We start from the raw sequence: 21,820 nt of genomic DNA, 5'->3' as shown, positions 1-21,820 counted from the left end.
GGTGCTGCCCCGAAAACAGGCCGCCGCCCCCTTCGGAAGCGGCCGTTTCGCTCGCGGTGCGACAACCCCGCGCAGCGGCGCACGGCCAGGTCATCCGTCGACTGACATTACCTGCCGGCGAAACGGCACGCCGCGGCGCTGCGCTCCCTGAAGACCGGATACGTGAACAGCGAGCGCTCGAAGTAATCCGACCGCTCCAGCCACCAGCGCAGGCGTGCCTGCGGATCGGCGGCCAGCGCCCGGTCGGCTGCGAGCGCTTGCGCGAAGCGCTCGCGCAGCGCGGGGTCGTTCTGCATCATCCGGTCGGCGAGCGGTGCCAGCAGGTGGCGCGGCAAGCGCGATTCCGGCGGCAGGGCCTGGTCGAAGTAGCCCTGCGCCAGGAACGAGTCGTCGCTCTCCGGCGCCAGCAGCGCCGCCGCGAGCGCGCGCCCGGCCTGGTCCGATGAGATCCGCACCGCCCCTGCCGGCAGCGCCACCGGTTGCACGGACACGCGCGGATTCGCCCGCTCCTTGCCCGAGGCGAATCCGACCGTTTCCAGCGGCAGCGTGCAGGCTTCGGCCAGCGTCTCCATCTGCACGCCGTGCGCGCGCAGGGTCGCGATCATGTCGGTCTGCTCGGGCCGTATCCACCAGGCCCGCGGAAAGTCGATTTCCCTGGTCGGGCGCACCCCGTACACCGGCAGGCCGATCGCGACCGGCTCGCCGGTCCAGCGCAGTTCGCTCGTACCCGACGCCTTCGAGTCGTAGCGGTCGTAGCGGTAGCCCTTGAAGTCGCGCGTGGCCAGCGGTTCCGGGTCGCGCTCCCAGCCGACCAACAAGCGCGCCGGGCGCGCTGCCCGGTCTTCGGCCTTGGCCCGGGCGATGCGCTCGCGCTCGCGCGCCACGGTCCGGATCGACTGCTCCAGCAGCACGTAGGTGCCCAGCACCCGGCGCTTGTACGGCTTCATCGTGTGGTTCTCGACCAGCACCGTCGGAATGCCGGCGAAGTCGCCGTAGCCGGTCGAATAGCGCGGCCCTTCGGCGCTGATGCGCAATCCTTTGGCCGGCTGGTCCTGGTCGATCCAGCTCGGGTACACGCCCGGCACGTGGCCCTGCGCGGTCAGCGCGGCATCGACGTCGGCGCTGTAGTCGTTCATCAGCCAGCCGGCAGTGGCGCGCGACCGGGCGTAACTGCCCCAGCCGGCGAAGGTATAGGTGATGTCGTACTGGTAGTCGGTGCCGTCGCTCACGTGCACGTCGATGTACAGGGCCGGATCGAAGCGCCGCAGCAGCGCCACTACGGCCGCGATCTCGGGCGACTGCAGACGGGCATAGTCGCGGTTCAGGTCCAGGCCCTGGGCATTGGTGCGCGCGCCCTTGACGCGCAGTCCGCGCATGTTCGGCCGGCCGAACGGGCTGGCGTTTTCGTGCGCATCGACGTTCAGGATCGGAATGAAGACGATGTCGACCAGGTCGAGCAGATCGTCGCGGCCGCGAAACGCGATGTCGCGCAGCAGCATCAGGCCGGCGTCCTTGCCGTCGATCTCGCCCGCATGGATGCCGGCCTGGATCATCACCACCGGCTTGCCGGCGCCCGGCTTTTTCGCCAGCGCATACACCAGTTCGCGTCCCTGGTAGCTCTTGCCGAAGCCGTGCAGCGAGATCAGGCTGGACTGCGCATCCATCGCGCGCAGGAAAGCGAGGGTGCCGGCGGCATCCGGCGAATCCTGGAAATCCGACTTCTCGATCGGGGTGGCCCAGCGCTCACCCGCAGGGACGACCAGTTTTTCGCTGGCGCCGTTCCAGGGCTGCGCCGGCGGCAACAGATCAGGTAAAGGCAGCCCGGACGCAGGGGCGGGAGCGGCCGCGCAGGTGGCGGGTGGAATCGACAGGAGGGCGATGGCAAGCAGCGATGCAAACTTCGACAAGATAAGTCCTTTACACATGAGTCAATGATAATGATAATGCATTATCGACATTGCTGCCGGACCTCCCCTGCCCGTCGGCGATGACCGCGCGCCTTCCCTTTCATTTTATTAATGCAATCCTCTTGCATTAAACTTCGGCACACCCTATTATTGCAACCCTTTTGCAATAGCAGACCGCCGGCGTCCCGCCATGGCGACGCCCTTCCAAGGACTTCAATGATCCGGATCGACCACCTGACGGAGCGCTACGGTGAGCGCACGGTCGTGAACGACCTCAACCTGCATGTCGACGCCGGCCAGGTCTATGCGCTGCGGGCCCGAACGGCGCCCGCAAATCCACCACTGCCGGCTGCCTGCCGGGCTTCGTCAAACCCGATGCCGGCCAGATCACGCTGGCCGGCTCGTCGCTGCGGCCGTCCGGGGCCAGTGCATTCGCCGTGGCGGCACTGGCGGCCCTGGCCCGTGAACGCCGGCGCCAACGCGGCTGAACCACGCACTCCGATGCATCACACACTTCTTACTAAACCCCTGAAACCTGGAGAGACCATCTTGCAATCCGTTCGCCGTTCCACCTCGCCCGCGCCGATCCTGGGCGCGATTCCCCGCGCCGTCCTGCTCACCTGCGCGCTGTCCGGCCATGCGCTGGCCCAGGACGCGACGCCGCAGCGCGACGACGACGCCCAGGTGGTCGAAGTCAAGGGCCAGCGCAGCGGTGAGGAGCGCATCGCTCCCGGCACCGGCGCGCGCTCGCTGCCGGGCAGCGTCACCACGGTCACTTCGGAAGACATCGCCACCCTGAATGTGGGGCGCGACATCTCGAACGTGTTCCGGCGCGTGCCAGGCGTGGTCGCCAACAATATCGACCAGGGCGACACCGGCAACGGCTTTCGCATGCGCGGCTTCGCCACCCAGGGCACGCACGGCGCCGACACGGCCATCTATATCGACGGCGTGCCGCAGAACATTCCGTCCAGCCAGGGCGGCGCCGGCCACGGCCCGGCCTTCCTGGAATGGATGACGGGCGAGATGATCGACTCGGTCGACATCATCAAGGGACCGGTATCCGCACTGTACGGCGACCAGAACCGCGCCGGGTCGGTGGCGATCACGACCCGCGAAGGCGGCGCCGCCACGCCATCGAGCGCCGCGGTGACGCTGGAGAGTTATGGCGGCCGCCGCGGGACGCTGGTGCTGTCGGGTGAGCATGGCGCCGTGCGTTCGCTGCTGATCGCCGACCGCTACAGCATCGACGGTTTCCGCGCCCGCAGCGGCACCGATCGCAGCAACCTGTTCTGGAAGCTGTCGACCAATATCGGCGACGGCGTCTACAGCCTGCGCGCCACCTATTACAAGTCGAAGTATGCGGGCGCCGGCTACCTATCGCTGCCGGCACTGGAAGCCGGCCTCGATCCGCACTCGGTGATGTACGATCTGCCCGGCTTCGGCGACGCCCACCGCCGCACGCTGGTATTCAACCGCCGTCCGGCATCCGGCCAAGCCGGCTGGTTCGCCACCGCCTACGTCGAGGACTTCGAGCGCAGCCGCGCGATCCAGAACAGCACCGTGCTGCACACCTTCGGCTACGACGACCGCAGCATCAGCGGCGCGCGCGCCGGCAATACCTGGACCTTCGACGACGCCGCCGTGCTGACCGTCGGGGTGGAGACGCGGCGCGACAAGGGCGACGCCTTCCGCCAGCAAAACCGCAACTGGCAGCCGACCGCCAACTACGTCAACAACCAGGACCTCGACCTGCTGACCTACGGCGTGTTCGTGCAGGGCCAGTACCGCGTGCTGCCGACGCTCAAGCTGCACGGCGGCGCGCGCTACGACCGCTTCGACTACGACCTGGTCAACCGCAAGCTGCCGGCCGCCTCGGCCGACTACAAGGGTTCGGTGGTGACGCCCAAATACGGCGCGATCTGGAACCTGCAGCCTGACGTCGAGCTGTACGCCAACGTGGCCCAGGGCTTCCGCTCGCCGGCCGCGGAACAGATCAGCACCAGCGGCAGCCTCGGGCCGCTCGGCGCAGCCGGCGGGCGCGTCAATGCCGACATCGATCCGAGCCGCGTGCGTTCGCATGACCTCGGCTTCAATGCGCGGCCGCTCGAAGGGCTGAAGGTATCGGGCGCCGTGTACTACATCCAGAACGAGGACGAGATCATCAACACCGCGCCCGACGTGTTCGTGGCCTCGGGCCAGACCACGCGCAAGGGCTTCGAACTGGATGTGAACTACCAGCTGAGCAGCGCATTCAGCGCCTATGTCAGCTACGGCCGCATCCTTCGTGCCCGCCTCGATAACCCCGCGCCGGGCACGGGCGCGCAGCTGTCGGTGCCGCATCACACCTGGAAGGCCGGCCTGCAGCACCGCCGCGCAGCCGGTCCCGGCACGCTGACTCTCAATGGCGACGTGTACGTCACCGCGGGCAACCCGTACTACATGGGCACCCCGCTGTACGAGCGCGACATGCCGACCTACGTGCGCTACGACCTGAAGGCCAGCTACGACATCGGCAAGGTCCAGGCCTCGCTGTTCGCGACCCTGCATCCGCACAAGTTCGCGAGCGATATCGCCTACGGCACCGCCGCCGGCCTGGTGGTATCGACCGTGCCGCAGGCGTCGGGCGGCGCGTCGCTGCGCTACTTCTTCTGATCAGGACCGCGGCCACGGCTAGAAGCCATAATGCAGGCTGAGCGTGGCCGTGCGTGCGGCGCCGGGATTGACCCACACCTGGCTGTACGAACTGACGTAATACGTCTTGTCGAACAGGTTGTCGATGTTCAGCGCGATGCGCAGCCGCGGGTGCGGCGCCCAGGACGAGATCAGGCGCGCGACGGTGTAGGACGGCAGGATGAAGCCGCTCGAGGCGGCCACGTCGCCGTAGCGTTCGCCCACGTAGTTGAGCCCGCCGCCTAGCGTGGCCACGCCACTGCCGAGCGCGAACCGGCGGGTGAGGATCAGGTTCGCATTGTGCTTCGGCACGTTCGGGAAATGGCTGCCGGTGACGATGGTGTTGTCGCCCTTGGTCACCGTGGCGTCGGTATACGCATACGCCGCCGACAAGCGCAGGTCGCGCATGATCTCGCCCGACACGTCCAGCTCCAGGCCCTTGCTGCCCACCTCGCCGGCCGAGATCGAATAATCGGTATTCACGGGATTGGTGGTCAGCACATTGGTCTTGCTGATCTTGTACAGCGCCAGCGTGCTGTTCAACTTGCCGCCGGCGCTGTCGTACTTCGCGCCCACCTCGTAAGAGCGGCTGCTCTCGGCCGGAAACGCGGTATTTTCCAGGCTGATACCGCTGTTCGGCCGGAAGCCGCGCGCGGCGTTGACGTACAGCGACAGCGTGTCGCTGCTCTGGTACACCAGGCCGATGCGTGGGCTGGTCTCCGACAGCGACTGGGTATTCGACAAGGCGGTGCGCACGTTGTCGACGGTCTGCGTATAGCTGTCGCGACGCACGCCGAGCAGCGCCTTCCAGCGCGCCGACAGGTCGATCCGGTCCTGCAGGTACAGGCCGCGCGCGCGCTGCGCTTCGCGCGTCGACGTCGACAGGGCGAGCGGATCGGCCTGGCCGCCATACACGGGATCGAAGATATCGATCAGGTAGCCATTGGTGGCGCTCGGGTTGCGGCGCAACAGCACGCGCGCATCCTTGAAACGGTAAGCGTCGGCCCCGGCCAGCACGTGGTGCAGCAGCGCGCCGGTGCGCAGCTTGCCGACCAGTTCGAGACGGCCGGAGGCGTCGATCGCCGACCAGTCGCGGTAACGGTGCTGGCGGCGGGCCGTGCGGCCGTCGGCCAGGATGTTGTTGACCTCGCTCGAAAAACCGCTCAGGGAACTGTCGCGGTAGGACAGTCCGGTCTGCAGCGACCAGTCCGGGCTGAACTCATGGCGCAGGAACAGCTGCTGGCCGAACGATTTGACGGTGATATCGCCGTCGCCCGGCTCGCCCAGGAAGTTCGAGCGCGGCACCACGCCGAGTACGCCATTGACCGCAGGGATGCCGCGGTCGAACGGCGTCTTCTGTTCGGACGCTTCGATCTCGTAGGACAGCGTGGTGGCGTCGCCGATCAGCCAGATGAACGAGGGCGAGATCATGGTGCGCTCGCTGGTGATCACGTCGCGGAAGCTGTCGCCCTTCTGGTAGGCCGCATTCAGGCGATAGGCGACGTTCTCGCTCAGCGGCCCGGTCAGGTCGAGCGCGCCGCGATAAGTGTGGTAGCTGCCGACCGACAGCTCGGCCGCATGTTCCGGCGTGAAGCGCGGCTTGCGGGTGACGATATTCACCGTGCCGCCCGGCTCGCCGCGGCCATACAGGGCCGCCGCCGGCCCCTTGAGCACCTCGATGCTGTCGGTGTTGGCATTGTCGCGCATGCCGTTGTAGCCGCGGCTGGCATTGAAGCCGTTGACCAGGTAGTCGGCGCCGAAATTGGGGTCGCCGGTGAAGCCGCGCATCGCGTAGCTGTCCCACAAGCCACCCAGATTGCTCTGGCGCGAGATGCCGCTGGCCAGGTCGAGCGCGCCCGCCAGCGTGTGCACGCCGGTGTCGGCCAGCAGGTCGGAAGTGAGCACCCTTACGCTCTGCGGCAAATCCATCAGCAGCGCGTCGGTCTTGGTGGCGCCGGTCGCCGACAGGCTGCGGTAATTCTGGCGCTGGCCGGTCACCCGCACTGTGGGTTCCGGCTGGACGGCCTGCGGCCGCCCGGCAGCGGCGTCAGCGCCGGCGGCGCCGGAGGCAGCCGGATCGGACTCCTGGGCCTGGACGGCGGCCGTATGGGACACGGTGGCGAGCAGTACGGCAAGCGTGAGGCGGCGCGCGTAGGGCGTGGTCGATGTCACTGTTGTTAGATGTAAAAGGATGGATCGAACCGGCGCCCTGACGGGCCCGGTGACGCGCAAAGGTGATCAAGACATTAATGATAAGTGACTATCATTAAAAGGAAAAGCTTAATTGCCGCCGCGCCCGGCCGGCGAAGGCTGCGCTGCCGGCCGGGCAAACGGCATCGACGTCTCCGAACGCCGACGGCAACGTCAGAAACGGGTCCTGACGCCCAGCACCAGATTCCGTCCAGGGAGCGGCGCCACATCCTTCAGTACCGAAGTCGACAGACGGATATCGTCGTTCAGCAGGTTCTTGGCCAGCGCGAACCAGGTCAGGTCATGGCCATCCACGCGCTGGGTGTAGGCCAGGCTCGCGTCGAGCTGGTTGTAGGCCGGCGTGGGGTCGTTCTCGTTGGCGGCGAGGCGGTCCTGACCGCGCGCATGCACCAGCGACAGGCCGCCGCGCCAAGCACCTTCGCGGTAGCCGACGCTGGCGCCGACGCGGTCGGCCGGCTGCAGCGGCAGGTTGCCACCGCCATCGAGCTTGCCGCGCGAGGTGTCGCCGAACAGGCGTCCGGACCAGCCGGCACCGAGCGCGTTCCAGGTCAGCTCAGCCTCGGCGCCGCGGATATGGGCGTCGAGCTGCTCGAAGGTGCGCGGCCGCAGTTCGTCGCCCGGATTGCCTTCCTCGTCCACCAGGTCGGTGCCAATATGCCCGAAGATGTAGTTGTCGATGTTATTGCGGAACAGGTTGGCCTTCCAGCGCAGCAGGCCGGCGTTCTTCTGCAGCGTCAATTCGACGTTGCGCGAGGTCTCCTTGGCGAAGTCCGGATTGCCGATGTCGAAGGTGGCGGTGGCGTCGTGCGGCCCGCCCGAATACAGCTCTTCGATGGCGGGCGCGCGCTGCGCGTACGAGACCGTTGCGCCGACGCTGTAGCCCGGCATGAACGGCCAGGCCGCGCCGAACGATCCCGAGCCGAGGTCGAAGGTGCGTTCGCGGTTGCCGACGGGCTGGCGCTTGACGTTCTCGATGCGCAGCCCGCCGCTCAGGCGCAAGGGGCCGGCATCGCCCTCTTCGACCAGGAACAGCGCCGCCGTCTTCGAATGCGTCACCGGCACCGTGTCCGGTCCGCCTTCCGCGCTCAGCGCCGAGAAATGGGTGTTCTCGGTCTGGGCGCCGAAGGTGCCGCGCATGCCGGCGAGCGGCTTGTGGGTCAGTTCGAGCCGGGTTTCCAGCGAACGGTTATCGAACACGACTTCCGGGCCGTCCTCGCCCAGTTCGGCGTGCTGGTAGTCGGTGTAGCCGGCCTTGAAGCGCAGCGACTCGATGCCGGCGAGCGGCTGGCGCAGCAGGCTGTCGAAGTCGTAGCGGTCCTGCTTCTGGTCGATGCGCGAACCCTCTTCGCTCGGGATGCCGTACAGGTTGTCCAGGTGCGAGGCCGACAGGCCGGCATAGCCCCAGCTGTCGACCCACGAAGCGCCGGCGCCGACGTTCTTTTCGCGCGTGTCCGAATGCGGCAGTCGGCGCATGCCCGAGTCGGCATCGCCCAGCACGCGCCGGTCGGGGATCCGGTAATCGTCCGTATCGCGCCAGTTGCCGTCCACGTGCAACGCGATGTTGCCGCTGGCGCCGTCAGCGGTGCCGGACACACTCTTGCCGTTGTCGACCGTGCTGTAGCGCGTCTCGAGCTGGCCGGTGGGCTGCGCTTCGAGCGTGGTCGGGATGCGCTCGTTGACGATGTTGACCAGGCCGCCGATCGCGCCGGAGCCATACAGCAGGGCGGCCGGGCCACGCAGGATTTCGATCTGGCGCGCCACCGCGCCTTCGGACGACACCGCGTGGTCGTTCGACAGGCCGGAGACGTCGGACACCGCCATGCCGTTTTCCAGCATCTTGACGCGCGAGCCTTCCAGGCCGCGGATGACGGGACGCGAAGCGCCGGCGCCGAAGGCCGAGGCAGACACGCCCAGTTCCTGCGACAGCGTGGCGCCGATCGAGTTGCCGACCTTGTCGCGCAATTCGTCGCCGGCCAGCACCTTGGCCGGAGTGAGGATCTGGTCGTTCTCGCCGTTGCGGAACGGCGAGGCGGTCACGACCACCTGCTGCACGTCGGCGTCGTTGGATTGAGCCTGCGCCGGCAGGTTCCAGGCGAGCAGGATGGCGCTGGCGAGCAGCGTACGTGGGATATTCATGGGTAACACCTCGAGCAAAAATGAAAGCGAGCCGCGCTGCCGCGGACGATGCCGGGCAGTGCAAGGGAAACAATGGCTGAATCAGTTTGCTCGAGGGGGAGCGCGCGGCTGGAACGGGCGGACCGGCTGCGGACGCACGCCTTCGCCGCAGCGCGCGGCGACCATCGCCGCCACGCTGTGCGGCGCCAGGAAGGCGTGATCCGGCAGCGGCAGCGCGACGTCCAGCTGGGCGTCGGCCGCGCATTCGGCGCAGAACTCGTGCAATGCCGGCGTGTCCGGGTCGCCCTGCAGGTCTTGCCGCTGCTGTCCATGCGCTCCGCCATCCACGGTGGCAGCCTGCCTGCGCAGCTGGTCGACGTGCGACAGCCCGTGCGCGAGCGCGAGCTGCTGCGAAACCAGCAGCATCAGCGACAGCAGGAAGTGAACGATGGAACGGGACATGCGCATGGTGGACGACGTGAAGCGCCTATTCTACGCGATGCAAGTGTTTTGCAACAGCGGCGCTTCTTTTTGCAGGCATGTGCCGACGGTTGCCACGCTCCGACGCCGCCCCGGGCCTCATGCTAGAATCTGGCCGACAAGGATCTTACCCATGCAACTGACAGCGCAGCAGCAGGCTGAAACTCTCATCCGCGACACCGGCGCCCGCCTGACCCGCCCGCGTACCCGCGTGCTGGAATTCCTGCTCGGACAAGCCGGCCCCCTGACCCACCACGAAATCCACGAGCAGCTTCCAGGCGAGGCGATCGATACCGTCACGCTGTACCGCGTGCTCGAATGGCTGACCGCGAACAGCATCGTGCACCGCATCGCCGGCGCCGACGGTGTCTGGCGCTTCAGCGCCAGTCCCGGACAGCACGACCACGATCACGCCCACTTCCAGTGCACCCGCTGCGATTCGGTCACCTGCTTCAACGATATGCCGCTGCCGCGCCGGCCCAAGATGCCGGACGGGTTCACCAGCGAAGAAGTCGATCTCCTGATCAAGGGCACCTGCCCGCATTGCGCGGGCAAGTAAGACCGCATTCGCCGGCGGCGCCCGGCGCTGCCGTCAGAACCCATCAGAACCCGTAGCGCGCGCCGAACGCGATGCTGCGGCCACGCAGCGGCGACTGGTTCTTCACGAACGAAGTGTGCGAAAACGCGAGTTCGTTCGTCAGGTTGGTGCCGCGCGCATACAACTCCAGCGACTGGCGCGCGCCCATGGCGAAGCGGTAGGCCACGGTTGCGTTGAGCATGTTGTATCCCGCGGTTTCGGTTTCGTAGGAGGCGATGCGGCTCTGGCCGAAGGTGCGCGCCAGTTCGAGGTCGGCCGACAGCGGTCCCCAGCTTTGTTCGTAGCGCGCTCCCAGGCGCCCGCGCGGAACCCGCGGCAGATGCTCGTCGCCGTGCTTCATGCGTGCATGCACATGGTCGCCGAACACCGTGATGCGCGAGGCCGGCGTCAGGCGGTAGCTGGCCTGGCCGTCGATGCCGGCGAAGCGCACATCGGCTGCCGTATAGGCCAGGAAGTTGTGGGCGACGCCGGTTTCCCGTTCCGTTTCGATCAGCTGCGCGAAAATATAGTCGCCGATGTCCTGGTAAAACACGCCGACCTCGTATTCAAACGGGCCGCCGGTCTTGCGCAGGGTGAGGTCGATCGCATCGGTGGATTCGAGCACGTCACCGGCTTCGCGCTTGCCCTCCTTGAACACCGCATTGTCCACGGCGATCCCGAGCTCGTAGCTGTTGGTCGCCAGGTTGTTACCGCGGGCGTACAGCTCGCGCACATTCGGCGCGCGCTCGGTGTGGCTCAGCGACAGCCCGATCGAGTAACCCTGCCCCAGGTTCCAGATGCCGCCCAGCGACGCCGAGAACGGATTGTGTTTGGTGCCGGGGTTCTTCGCCAGAAAGCTGTCGACCTGCTCGGACTCGAGGAACTGCCGCCATCCGCTGCCGTACCACTCGGTGAACAAGGCTTCGTATTCCGGCGTCATGGTGGCGCGGAATGCCGGCGCCGGCACCCGTATCTCGCGCCAGTCCTTGCGCAGCGCGAACTCGACGTCCAGCGCACCGAAGGAGCGGCGTTCGCTCAGGAACACGCCGATATTCTTGGTCAGGTGGTAGTAGGGCGGCACCAGTCCATATGCGTTGTCCGGAAACGGCACGTGCAGGTCTTCGACGTTGATGCCGCTAAAGGTGCCGTCGGTGTACTGCGCGCCCAGCGTGCCGGTAAAGCCCAGCAGCGGGCGGTGGGTCAGCTCGATGCGTCCGTCGGACACCTTGTTGGTATAGCGCGTGAACAGCATGGCGCCATCGACCTCGTCGTGCGCATAGTCGGTGTGCGACAGGCGCAGGCGCGCATGCGAAAAGCCCGGCAGCAGGTCGCGGTAGTCGGCGCGCACGTCGACCCGGTCGCTGCGCAGCTTGATGTAGGCGGTATGGCTGTCGGGCGAGCCGAACGGATCGTCATAGCCGCCGTGCGCGGCGCAGTGCAGGTCGAGGTCGTGCGTGTGGCAGACGCCGTTCAGGTGGCTGTGGCCCGGCAGTCCGTAGTCGCTTTTCATGCGCGTGAAGGCGGCGCCGATGTAGCCCTTCGGCGTGATCCAGGAAGCGCCGACCGCGTAGCTGGTGTTCTCGGCGAAGGAATCGGCGAGCGCGTCAGCGCCATAGGCGTGCGGCACCTCGTAGTTGCCGGCGTGCCGTCGCACGCCCTCGGCGTGGATCGCGAACTGGCCGGCGCCGGCGGTGACGCGGCCGACGGCGGTCTTTTCGTTGTCGCCGCTGCCGTAGCGCAGTTCGGTGGCCCCGCTCACGCCGCCTTCCGGCAGCCGCGTCGGCACCTTGCTGTCGATCAGGTTGACTGCGCCGTTGACGGCGTTGCCGCCATAACGGATCGCGGCCGGCCCGCGGATGATCTCGATCGCGTCGAGCAGCAGCGGATCGGTGGCGATCGCATGGTCCGGCGACACCGAGGAGACGTCGAACAGGGCCGCGCCGTCGCTCAGGACCTCGATGCGCGGCAGGGTCTGGCCGCGGATGACCGGGCGCGAGGCGCCGCCGCCGAAGTTATCCAGGTGAACGCCCGGCAGTCCGGCCAACGTCTCTCCCAGTCCGCCCTGGCGGCGGTGTACCAATTCGGCGCCGATCAGGGTCTGCGTGGGGGTGATGGCGGGTTGCGTCTCGTCGCCCTTGCTGGCGGTGACGGTGACGGTGTTGTCGATCTCGTTCGCTCCCCGCTGCGGATCGGGGTCCAGGGTCTGGGCGCACAAGATGGTCGGCATCATTGCAAGGACAACGGCGGCTTCGCTCAGTCCGGGTCTTTTGTTCATGGTCGTTCTCTCGTTATCGATCGGCGAGCGCAGATCGCTTTATGGTAATGAGAAGCCATTATCACTAAAGACTGTATTGATGACAAGAGATTTGTTATGCGCTTGTTATTGAACAAGTGATGGCGCCTGACTGGTCCGTGACGGTCCCGGCCGATGAACAATAAAAAAACCGCCGATCATGCGGATCATGATCGACGGCTTCGACTAACCAGGCACGAAGCCTGTGAGTCAACGTGGTTTCATCCTGCCTCAGGCTGCCAGCGCGCCCAGATCGACGATGCGGTAGCTGGCCTGGGCCGCATTGTCGCCGGTGGCGATGAACTCCCAGCCCGCGCCGGCGCCGCCCATGCGGTAGATCCGGCCGCTACCGGGCGGTACCAGCAGGTGCACGCGCGAGACGACGTAGCCGACGTGGGCGTCCCCGCTGCGCACCACCATCACGTCGCCACCCGCGGCATCTCCAGCCCCGGCGCGCAGGTCGCGCAGCCGGATCGGTCGGCCTTCCCATGCCATGGCGCCGTCGCCGTCGGTTGCGACCTCGCGCAGGCTGACGATGCGCTCCACCGTCTCGATCGGCGCCGCATACATGCCGTCGCCTTCGAACACGATGTAGGCGGCGCTGTTGGCCACCTGCCGGCTGGCGCGTGCGGCGTCGCTGCGGTTGCGCTGCTCCGCGCCGCCATCGCGGCTGAGCTCCGCTTCGGGAAAGCGCGCGAACAGGCACGCCTCGTCGAGCAGGCGCAGCGGCGTGCCGTCCGGGTCGAACAGCGCCGACAGCAGCCCGTCCGGCTGCGCCAGCCCGGTCGTATCGAACGACTGCAGGCTCAGCGCCGCATGCACCGGCAGCCCGAGCGCTAGCCCGGCGCGCTCGACCACCGCCAGCAGCTTCGGAGCGGTGCCATCCACCGCCGGCTCGAGACCGAGTGCGGCGTGCGTCAGCACCGGCAGATGACGCCCGCGCCAGATGCAGTAAGCGGAACCGGCTCCCAGCACGTCCAGCGGCGGCAGCGGCAGCACTTCGCTCAGGACATCGGCGGCCAGCGCCACCCGCGCCGCGCCGGCCTGCAGTACCGCGTACGAACGCAGGGCCGACGGCGGTTTTTCCGGCATGGCACTCGGCGCAGCGGGAGCTACATCCTGGTGCCATGCGGCAGAAAGGTGCGCCAGGCGGTCGACGTCGAGCAGGCTCAGGATGCGGTCGCTGTCGCTATCGCTGTCGTTGCCGCTCAGGCGCACCGCGCACTGAAAGACTTCTTCTTCATGGTCGTCGTGGTGCAGGCACGTGACGTCGTCTGCCGCAACCTCGGCCAGCGCGCCGACACGATCGACTTTCAGCCCGATCGTGCGCCCGGCGGCATGCAGGATCAGCACGTGCGCCGTCGCCGGCCTGCCCGCTTCTTGAGGCGGGGTACCGACATAGACCCAGCGCGCCAGATCGATCACCGGCACCAGCCGGCCCGCGTGTTCGACCACGCCGGCCAGCGCGCCCTGGCGGCGCGGCAGCAGCGCCGGCGCCGAGGGAAACGGGATCGCCTGCACCACGCTGTCCGCGGGTACGCCAACCCAGACTGCACCGATACAGGCCTGCGCCAGCTGCAGGAGCTTGTCGCCGGACATGAATCAGCGCTCCGTGGCGATCTGTTCCAGCTCGCTCAGCAAGGTCGACGCATTGCGCGTGGCACTGGCCTGGGCGCTGGTCGAGGCATGGATGCTGCCGATCGATTCGCTGGTGCGTTCGGCCGACTCGACGATGCGTCCGAACGCATCCTCGACTTCGCCCGACAGGCGCGCGCCCTCGCCGACCCGGACCACGGTCTCGTTGATCAGCTTGGCGATCTCGCGCGCCGCCAGCGCCGATTTCTCGGCCAGCTTGCGCACCTCGTTGGCGACCACCGAGAAGCCTTTGCCATGCTCGCCCGCACGCGCCGCCTCGATCGCGGCGTTGAACGCCAGCAGATGGGTCTGGCCGGCGATGTCGCTGATGGTGTCGATGATGTCGCGCACGTCGCCGGATGCCTGTTCGATCGCCTGGATCGACTGGCGCGAACGTTCGAGCAGCTTGCTTCCCTCCACCGCATCGCGCTGGGTGCGCGTAGCCAGGCCGCTCGAGTGCTGCGAACCGTCGGCGATCTGCGCGATCGACTGCGACAGCTCGCTCAGCACACCGGAGATGGCGCTCACCTTGGCGCTGATCAGCTCTTCGCGGTGCACCTGTTCGGTCACGTCCATCGCGAACTTGACTACCTTGTACGGCTTGCCGTTGACGTCGAGGATCGGGTTGTAGGTGGCCACGATCCAGATGTCGGCGTCGTGCTTGCCGCGCCGCTGGAAGCGTCCCGACTGGAACTGGCCCTGCGCCAGGTTGGCCCAGAAGTGGCGGTAAGCCGCGCTTTTCACCAGCGCCGGATCGCAGAACATGCTGTGATGCGCCCCTTCCACTTCGTCGGCCGTATAGCCCATGGTGCGCAGGAAGTTGTCGTTGGTGCTCAGGACATTGCCGCGCATGTCGAATTCGATCACGGCCTGGGAGCGCCCGATCGATTCCAGCTTGCCCTTGATCTCGGTATCGCGCCGCTTTTGCAGCGTGATGTCGGTGGCGAACTTGACGATCTTGACTGGCTTGCCGTCGGCGTCGAAGATCGGATTGTACGAGGCCAGCAGCCAGACTTCATTGCCGGCGCGGGTGACGCGGCGGTATTCACCGGCGTTGAATTCGCCGCGCCCGAGGCGGTCCCAGAACGCCAGGTACTCGGGCGAACCGGCCAGTACCGGGTCGCAGAATAGGCGGTGATGCTGGCCCCGGATCTCGTCCAGGCTGTAGCCCATGGCATCGAGGAAGTTGGCATTCGCGCTGAGCACCCTGCCCTGCAGGTCGAACTCGATCACGGCCTGGACCCGGTCGATCGCCTGGCTCTTGCCTTCATAGTCGGCGTTGCGCAGCGTCTGGGCGGTGATGTCGGTGGCGTATTTGATGACCTTGCACGGCTTGCCGTCGGCGCCGAACACCGGGTTGTACGAAGCGCTGATCCAGACGTCGCGCCCGGACTTGTGGCGGCGCTTGAACTGGCCGGCGTGCACTTCGCCATTGCCAAGGTGCGCCCAGAACAGTGCGTACTCGGGCGAGGCCGCATAGGCCGGGTCGCAGAACAGGCGGTGGTGCTGGCCGCGCAGTTCGTCCAGCGAATAGCCGAGCGTTTCCAGGAACCGGTCGTTGGCGTCGAGGATGCGGCCGTCGAGGCCGAATTCGATCACGGCCTGGACCCGGTCGATGGCATCGATCTTGGCGGCGTTCTCGGCCTGCTGCAGTCGCGACTGGGTGATGTCGGTGGCGAACTTGATCACCTTCATTGGCCGGCCCTCGCCATCGAACACCGGGTTGTAGGCAGCCTGCAGCCAGACCGGCTTGCCATCACGCCCCAGGCGCATGTATTCACCCTGGCCCGGGTGGCCGCTGCGCAGGGTTTCCCAGAACACCTCGTAGGCCTGCGAGGCGACGTAATCCGGCGCGCAGAACAGGCGGTGATGACGGCCCACGATCTCGCTCAGCGTGTAGCCCATCGCATCCAGGAATTTCTGATTCGCGTGCAGGACATTGCCTTTCATGTCGAATTCGACCACGGCCTGGGTGCGCTGGATGGCGTCGAGGGCAGCGTGGGCCATGTCGAGCCGGCTGTCGAGGGAAGCGAGGGTGGTGGTGGGCGTCATTATTGTCGTGCTGTTGTCCGGTGAGCGGCGGCGCAGTGCAAATCCCGCGCCGCCTGGTTAAATTTCCAAGAGGCAACGAGGGTACCAGTTCAATATGATTTGTTCCGGCGAATTCGATTGGAAGAAACAATTGATTTCAGTTCAGACACGGTTCGTTGTCATTTGGCAACGAGAGGCCTGAAGATATGGGCACTCTGGGCGCGCGGCCTTGAGCGACATTCCCGCATTGGTGCGCCGCCAACCGGGCTGATCGGCCCAACGCCTTCTGACAGCCGGCCGAGATTGGGCTGGGTCAGCCGATCCAGACCTGCTATCCTTTGCGCCTTTCGCATTCCGGCCCATCGCATGCAGCGTCCCCGATACTTGCCCGACAATTTCACGCTAAGCCTGCTGGCCACGGTCGCACTGGCCAGCCTGCTTCCCTGCTCCGGTGTCTGGGGCGACATCTTCGGCGTGCTGACCAAGGTTGCAGTAGGCGCGATGTTCTTCCTGCACGGCGTCAGGCTGTCCGGAGACGCGGTGCGCCAGGGTGCCCTGCACTGGCGACTGCACGCCTGCGTGCTGGCCACCACCTTCGTCCTCTATCCGCTGCTGGGTCTGGCACTGGGGCCGATTGCCGGACTCGTCACGACGCCCGAGCTGTACCTGGGCATCCTGTTCCTGTGCGCGCTGCCGTCCACGATCCAGTCGTCGATCGCATTGACTTCTCTGGCACGCGGCAACGTGCCGGCAGCAGTGTGCAGTGCGTCGGCCTCGACGATGATCGGCATCTTCGTGACGCCGCTGATCGCCGGCATGCTGATGGCAACCCATGGATCGCCGGCCGCCGCGCTGTCGTCGATCGGCCCGGTGGTGGCGCAGCTGCTGCTGCCCTTCATTGCCGGCCAGGTCGCGCGGCGCTGGATCGGTGCCTGGGTCGGGCGTCACAAACCGATGCTGAGCCATATCGACCGCGGCACCGTCCTGCTGGTGGTCTATACCGCGTTCAGCGCCTCGGTGATCCAGGGACTGTGGCAGCGCTTGCCTTTGCCGGCGCTGGCCGGCCTGGTGGCGCTGATCGCGCTGTTGCTGGCGCTTGCGATCGTGCTGGCCCGGCTGGGCGCGCGCTGGCTCGGCCTGGGCACCACGGACGAGGTGACGATCGTGTTCTGCGGCGCGCAGAAAAGCCTGGCCAGCGGGGTGCCGATGGCCCAGGTGCTGTTCGCGGCCGACCTGGTCGGCGCGGTGGTGCTGCCGGTGATGCTGTATCACCCGATGCAGCTGATGGTATGCGCGGCGATTGCGCAGCGCTATGCGAGGTGCGATGGCGGCGCGGCCAAGGCAGTGGTGCCGAAACGGGTATAAGCGCGGGGCGATCGGCTCAGGTTGATGCGCTGGCGGCGCGACGAAAAATCTATGGTCCCCCTCCTTTTTGCAAACTGATTTTGTATGATGTAGTTGGCTTGCTCAAATGTGGATCATCATCCACACGCTCTCGAAATCGACCTTGAAATAGCCATCGGTGTCCGCGTCCGGATATTCGGCAATGACAGCGAGCTCATCGACAGGCACGGCATCGGCTTCGTGGGACTGTCGGAATACTGGGCATACGTCGATGGAGAGGTGCTTGCTGCTGTTTCTTGCAGATCTCATACCTCAGCGACAGCCGCTCAAATAAGTTGCTCTTACAGGAAAATGATGCCCGTTCCGCTCGCAGCGCGACCGCTTCTTTCGTTAGAAAATATCAGACAACCACTGCCGCGCGAATCGCACAGATATCGGTGGCGTCTGCGGAATCATCTTGGCGCCCGTATTGAGTGCGGCAGCCGAGCTCCGATATATCGCATCCCAATTGCCCCGTGCTCCGTCCAGCAGTTGCTGCGGGCTAGGCACCGTCCGGCCGCATACCTGTGATCGATCTGCCGGCGGCAACCCAACACTTCGATAAAGCTCGTCAAGTTCTTGTACGCTGTCGCATGCGTCACGGATGTCGAGGATCACGCTGCCTACCGCGACGGTTGCGCTGAGTACAGGTAACGCGTGTCCAGGCAGCGCTCCCAGGTGCCGGGCGACGCCTCTTCCTGCCCTGGCGACCACCGCCTTGCCGAGCTGAAAAACGCGATCCCTATGCTTGGCAAGGGCCGCCTGACTGCCACGCAGCTGCTTGTCGAGATTTGTGCGTTGCGCGGCAAGGCCGTCGCGCTCCTGCTTGAGCGAATGGACGTCACGAAGCAGCACTGCGTTGCGAGCGGCCTGCACCGCAATTGCCCGCTTGACCGCCCGCTCCTCCAGCGCGGCTGGGCTGTTCTCGGCAAGAGCTTTTGCACTTGAGCCCATTCCGATCCCATCGAGGGCCGGGACCGCCACGCTCGTCACTGCGTCGTACATATGTTGCCGAAACTTGTGATCGAGGAGCGTGAAGATATTTGTTGCGCACAGCGACAGCGTCAGTGCCAGCCACATGCACCTGCCGATCCACGGCGACCGTGTTTTCGTTGGCCGGAGTTCGCGGACGCGGATCGATTCAAGAGGGAGGCTCGTCATATGGGAGGCAAGGTGCACGCTTAATGCTACGCATAAAAAAGGTGATCAATAGTACAACAGGGCTGGCGCCCCACCTTATTTTTCATCCCCCACCTGAGCCGCCACCGCCGCTCGCGCCACCACCACCGTGCCCTGCGCCGCTCTGTCCGGCACCGCTTGCCTGTCCGCCCGGCGCGGTCTGCAGCCCCGCAGGAGGCAAGGAGCCCGCCGAGCCGCCAGCGCTTGCGCCCTGAGCCTGGCTGACCAGGCCAGCCGGCATGCCGCTGCTAGTTCCCGCACCGCCCGCGCCACTGTCCGGCGACACCCCGGCGTCGCTTCCGGCGCCCCCTGGAGCCGGGCTAGCGCCGCCGCTGCTCGTCACCGGCCCGCTGCCGGCCGCATAGCCTGTGGCGAGATCGGCATGGGTTGGAATGGTCTGCCCCTTGGGCTCATCGTCAAGCGGGTCGGAGCAGCCTGCCAGCATCGTGGCGAACATAATGAAAGATGCAGCGAGAGGTTCGGCTATACGAAATGTCATGAATTGCCCTTTGTGTGCGGTGCCGGCAGCGGCACCACCCGCCACCCGCCTCCGAGCGCTTTCTGCAGCGCGATCCAGTCGACAGTGACCTGCGCCCTGGCGTTGACGGCCAGCGTTTCGGCATCGGCCAGGTCGCGTTCGGCCGTGAGCACGTCGAGCAGCCCGACCAGTCCGGCACGATATTGTTCGTCGAGCACGGCGCGTGCCTTGCGGCGCCGCTCGACCGTGCGCTCGGCCAGGTCGCGCCGGAGGCTGTTGCGCCCCAACGCCGCCAGCCCTTCCTCCACCTCGCGAAACGCGGTCAGCACGGTGCGGCGGTAACGCGCCGCGGCCTCGTCGACCCGCCCGCGCTGCAACTCGATCTCGCCGCGGCGCCGGCCGCCGTCGAAGATCGGCGCCGTCAGATTGGCGGTGAGCCGGAAGAACCTGCTCGACCAGTCGAACAGACTGCCGACCGTATCGGCCTGGGTGCCCGCGGCGCCGCTCAGCGACAGCTTGGGATACAGGTCGCGCACCGCGCCGGCTTCCGCATGGGTGGCGGCCGCGAGCTGGCGCTCCGCCATCCGCAGGTCGGGACGACGCAGCAGCAATTCGGCCGGGATGCCGGCAGCGACCTGCGCTTGCGCGACCGGAATCGGGCGTAGCGGCGCCAGCGTGGCCGCGAGTGCGGACGGCTCGCGTCCGGCCAGCGTTGCCAGCCGCTGGCGCGCCTGCAGCTCGAGCAGCTCCAGCTGTGGCACCGACGTCTCGACCGCCAGCACCTGTGCGTCGGTGCGCGCGGTGTCCGCTTCGGTGACGAGGCCGGCACGTTCCTGCTCGCGCGCCAGTGCCTGCGTGCGGCGCGCGATGGCGAGCGTCGAGCGGGTCAGGTCGAGCCGCGCCTGCACCTCGCGCACGACCAGATAGTCACGGGCGACTTCGGCGGCGATGCTGGTGCGCACGTCCTCCACCCCGAACCCCGCCGCCTCGACCTCGGCATCCGAGGCGCGCACCCTGGCGCGCGTGGCGCCGAACAAGTCGGCTTCCCAGGCCACGTCGAAATTCATCTGAAAGAAGTTGATCGCCGCGCCGCCGGCGCCCATCTGGCTCGCGTCGAAGCCGCCGCCCTGCTGGGCGCCGCCTTCCTGTCCGCCAGTCTGTCCGCCGCCCTGCCCGCCGGCGCCCGCCTGCCCTTGCCCCTGCTGGCCACCGCCCTGGCCGAAGCCCATGTCGATATTCTCGCTGAAGCTCTGGCGCTGGGCCAGCCCGGCCGCACTGACGTTCGGCAGGCCGTCGGCGCGGACGATCCGGCGCTGGGCACGCGCCTGACGCAGCCGCGCGGCGGCGATGTCGAGATCGGGGTTGTGGGCGAGCGTGTCCGCGACGAGCCTGTCGAGCGTCGGGTCGCCGAGCTGGGTCCACCATGTCTCGAGGCGGCCAGCTTCTACCGCGCTTGACAACGGCGCGTTGACGAAGCCTTTGTCGAGCACCGGCTGCGGCGGCGGCCCGGCGTAACGCGGACCGGTCGCGCAGCCTGTGAGGCTTGCCGCCAGTGCCGCCAGCACCGCGCAGCTAGCGAAGATATCGTGTTTCATCCCTGGTCCTCCGGTCCGGGTTTGCCCTTCAGGAACAAGAGCAGCGGCAGGCAGCACAGCGCGATCACCGCCAGCGTGAAGAACACGGACTGGAACGACAGCACCGAGGCCTGCGAATTGACCACCTGATCGAACGCTTCGAGCGAGCCGTACCCCTCCAGCGCCTGCCGGTATTCGTCGCGATACGGCGAGGCGTACGGCACCAGATCCTCGCGGAACGACTGGCGGCCGCGTTCGAGCAGCGTGATGCCCACCGCGGTCCCGACCGAGCCGCCGAGGTTCACCGCCATCGCACTGAAGGCGCCGACCTGCTCGCGGAGAATGCCCGGCACGCCGATGAAGGAGTGGCTCTGCAGCGGCGAATAGATGACCGCGATCCCGATCGACTGCGCCATGCTGATCAAGGCCACCTGCCAGAACACCATATCGGGGTAGACTTTCGAAGTCAGGTACATGCCGATGGTCACCGCCACGAAGCCGGTGCCCACGAGTGTGCGCGTCGCCACCTTGCCGGTCAGCTGTCCGACGAACATCAGGAGCACGAAAACCGACAGGCCGCCGAGCCCGTTGACCATCCCGGCCAGCGTGGCCGTGTAGCCGAATTCCTGTTGCAGCAGCAGCGGGAAAATCGTCGGCGCACCGAACAGGATCGTACCGGTCACGAACAGCAGCACCGTGGCGATGGCGGGATTACGGTTGTTGAACAGGCGGAAATTGAGTACCGGATCGCGCGCCAGGAGCTCCCACAGCGGCAGCAGCGCCAGCATGATGCAGCCGGCGACCGTCGCCCATAGGATCGGCGAGGAGCCGAACCAGTCCTCCGTCTGCCCCTTGTCCAGGACAAAGGAAACCAGCGCCAGGCCGCCCGCTGCCAGCAGGAAGCCGAACCAGTCGAGCCGAAGACCCTTGGCGCGGCGCTTGCGCGTTTCTTCCCGCACCGCCGGCGGATCCTGGAGTAGTGCCATGCAGGCGCTGACTGCGGCGATGCCGACCGGGACGTTCAGCAGGAAAATCCAGTTCCAGCTGTAGTTTTCGGTCACCCAGCCGCCGTAGATCGGGCCGAAGGTCGGTCCGACCACGACCGCCATGCCGTAGATCGCAAAGCCGAGGCCACGCTTCTCGGGCGGGAGCGAGTCGGCGATCAGCGAACTTTCGCTCGCCGCGTTGCCCGCCGCCGCCGCTCCCTGCAGGATGCGGAAGGCAATCAGGCTCTCCATGCTCCATGCGATCGAACAGAGAAACGAGGCGAGCGTGAACATGGCC

13 protein-coding genes are annotated in these 21,820 nt (G+C 66.8%); 3 read left to right on the top strand and 10 right to left on the bottom strand.

The window, feature by feature from the left end:
• Window positions 1-107 precede the first annotated feature (107 nt).
• Window positions 108-1,907, bottom strand: coding sequence for a M14 family metallopeptidase (locus RTQ83_RS04930; protein WP_312511646.1), 1,800 nt, complete (start codon window positions 1,905-1,907; stop codon window positions 108-110).
• 549 nt (window positions 1,908-2,456) lie between these two features.
• Between RTQ83_RS04930 and RTQ83_RS04925 the strand changes: the two genes are divergently transcribed.
• The gene (locus RTQ83_RS04925) at window positions 2,457-4,562 is read left to right on the top strand and encodes a TonB-dependent receptor (RefSeq protein ID WP_312511644.1); all 2,106 of its coding nucleotides are present in this window, start codon (window positions 2,457-2,459) and stop codon (window positions 4,560-4,562) included.
• 18 nt (window positions 4,563-4,580) lie between these two features.
• On the opposite strand, the gene RTQ83_RS04920 is transcribed toward RTQ83_RS04925, so the two are convergent.
• From RTQ83_RS04920 to RTQ83_RS04910, 3 genes are all read right to left on the bottom strand, one after another.
• The gene (locus tag RTQ83_RS04920; RefSeq protein ID WP_312511642.1) at window positions 4,581-6,752 is read right to left on the bottom strand and encodes a TonB-dependent siderophore receptor; all 2,172 of its coding nucleotides are present in this window, start codon (window positions 6,750-6,752) and stop codon (window positions 4,581-4,583) included.
• Window positions 6,753-6,944: 192 nt separating this feature from the next.
• Window positions 6,945-8,927: a TonB-dependent receptor domain-containing protein gene (locus tag RTQ83_RS04915; RefSeq protein WP_312511640.1), complete on the bottom strand. Its 1,983-nt coding sequence runs from the start codon at window positions 8,925-8,927 to the stop codon at window positions 6,945-6,947.
• Window positions 8,928-9,008: 81 nt separating this feature from the next.
• A complete protein-coding gene (locus RTQ83_RS04910; RefSeq protein WP_312511637.1) occupies window positions 9,009-9,368 on the bottom strand; it encodes a DUF2946 family protein in 360 nt (119 codons plus the stop codon).
• Between the two features lie 151 nt (window positions 9,369-9,519).
• Between RTQ83_RS04910 and RTQ83_RS04905 the strand changes: the two genes are divergently transcribed.
• Window positions 9,520-9,945, top strand: coding sequence for a Fur family transcriptional regulator (locus RTQ83_RS04905; protein WP_312511634.1), 426 nt, complete (start codon window positions 9,520-9,522; stop codon window positions 9,943-9,945).
• 43 nt (window positions 9,946-9,988) lie between these two features.
• Here RTQ83_RS04905 and RTQ83_RS04900 read toward each other — a convergent pair whose 3' ends face one another.
• The 3 genes from RTQ83_RS04900 to RTQ83_RS04890 all read right to left on the bottom strand — a co-directional run bounded on the left by RTQ83_RS04900 (window position 9,989) and on the right by RTQ83_RS04890 (window position 15,943).
• Entirely contained in the window at window positions 9,989-12,238 is a 2,250-nt protein-coding gene (locus RTQ83_RS04900) for a TonB-dependent receptor domain-containing protein (protein ID WP_312511632.1), read from the bottom strand.
• Window positions 12,239-12,487: 249 nt separating this feature from the next.
• Window positions 12,488-13,855, bottom strand: a complete 1,368-nt coding sequence (locus RTQ83_RS04895) for a chemotaxis protein CheW (protein WP_312511629.1) — start codon at window positions 13,853-13,855, stop codon at window positions 12,488-12,490.
• Window positions 13,856-13,858: 3 nt separating this feature from the next.
• Window positions 13,859-15,943 carry a PAS domain-containing methyl-accepting chemotaxis protein gene (locus tag RTQ83_RS04890; RefSeq protein ID WP_312511627.1) on the bottom strand — a complete coding sequence of 695 codons (2,085 nt, stop codon included), beginning with the start codon at window positions 15,941-15,943 and terminating at the stop codon, window positions 13,859-13,861.
• A 345-nt stretch (window positions 15,944-16,288) separates the two neighbouring features.
• Here RTQ83_RS04890 and RTQ83_RS04885 point away from each other — a divergent pair, with 345 nt between their 5' ends.
• Window positions 16,289-17,287 carry a bile acid:sodium symporter family protein gene (locus RTQ83_RS04885; RefSeq protein WP_312511625.1) on the top strand — a complete coding sequence of 333 codons (999 nt, stop codon included), beginning with the start codon at window positions 16,289-16,291 and terminating at the stop codon, window positions 17,285-17,287.
• A gap of 369 nt (window positions 17,288-17,656) precedes the next feature.
• Here RTQ83_RS04885 and RTQ83_RS04880 read toward each other — a convergent pair whose 3' ends face one another.
• The 3 genes from RTQ83_RS04880 to RTQ83_RS04870 form a co-directional block, all read right to left on the bottom strand.
• Window positions 17,657-18,385 (bottom strand): hypothetical protein, encoded by a 729-nt coding sequence (locus tag RTQ83_RS04880; RefSeq protein WP_312511622.1) that lies wholly within the window; start codon window positions 18,383-18,385, stop codon window positions 17,657-17,659.
• A 594-nt stretch (window positions 18,386-18,979) separates the two neighbouring features.
• Window positions 18,980-20,557 (bottom strand): efflux transporter outer membrane subunit, encoded by a 1,578-nt coding sequence (locus tag RTQ83_RS04875; protein WP_312511621.1) that lies wholly within the window; start codon window positions 20,555-20,557, stop codon window positions 18,980-18,982.
• A partial coding sequence (locus tag RTQ83_RS04870) for a DHA2 family efflux MFS transporter permease subunit (protein WP_312511619.1) occupies window positions 20,554-21,820 on the bottom strand: 1,267 nt, incomplete at its 5' end. The genes RTQ83_RS04875 and RTQ83_RS04870, both read right to left, overlap by 4 nt.

Origin of the sequence: Massilia sp. (genome assembly GCF_031995545.1) — a bacterium.
Classification (GTDB): domain Bacteria; phylum Pseudomonadota; class Gammaproteobacteria; order Burkholderiales; family Burkholderiaceae_D; genus Telluria.
The sequence above is the reverse complement of the archived record's forward strand: the minus strand, read 5'-3'. Positions and strand labels throughout refer to the sequence as shown.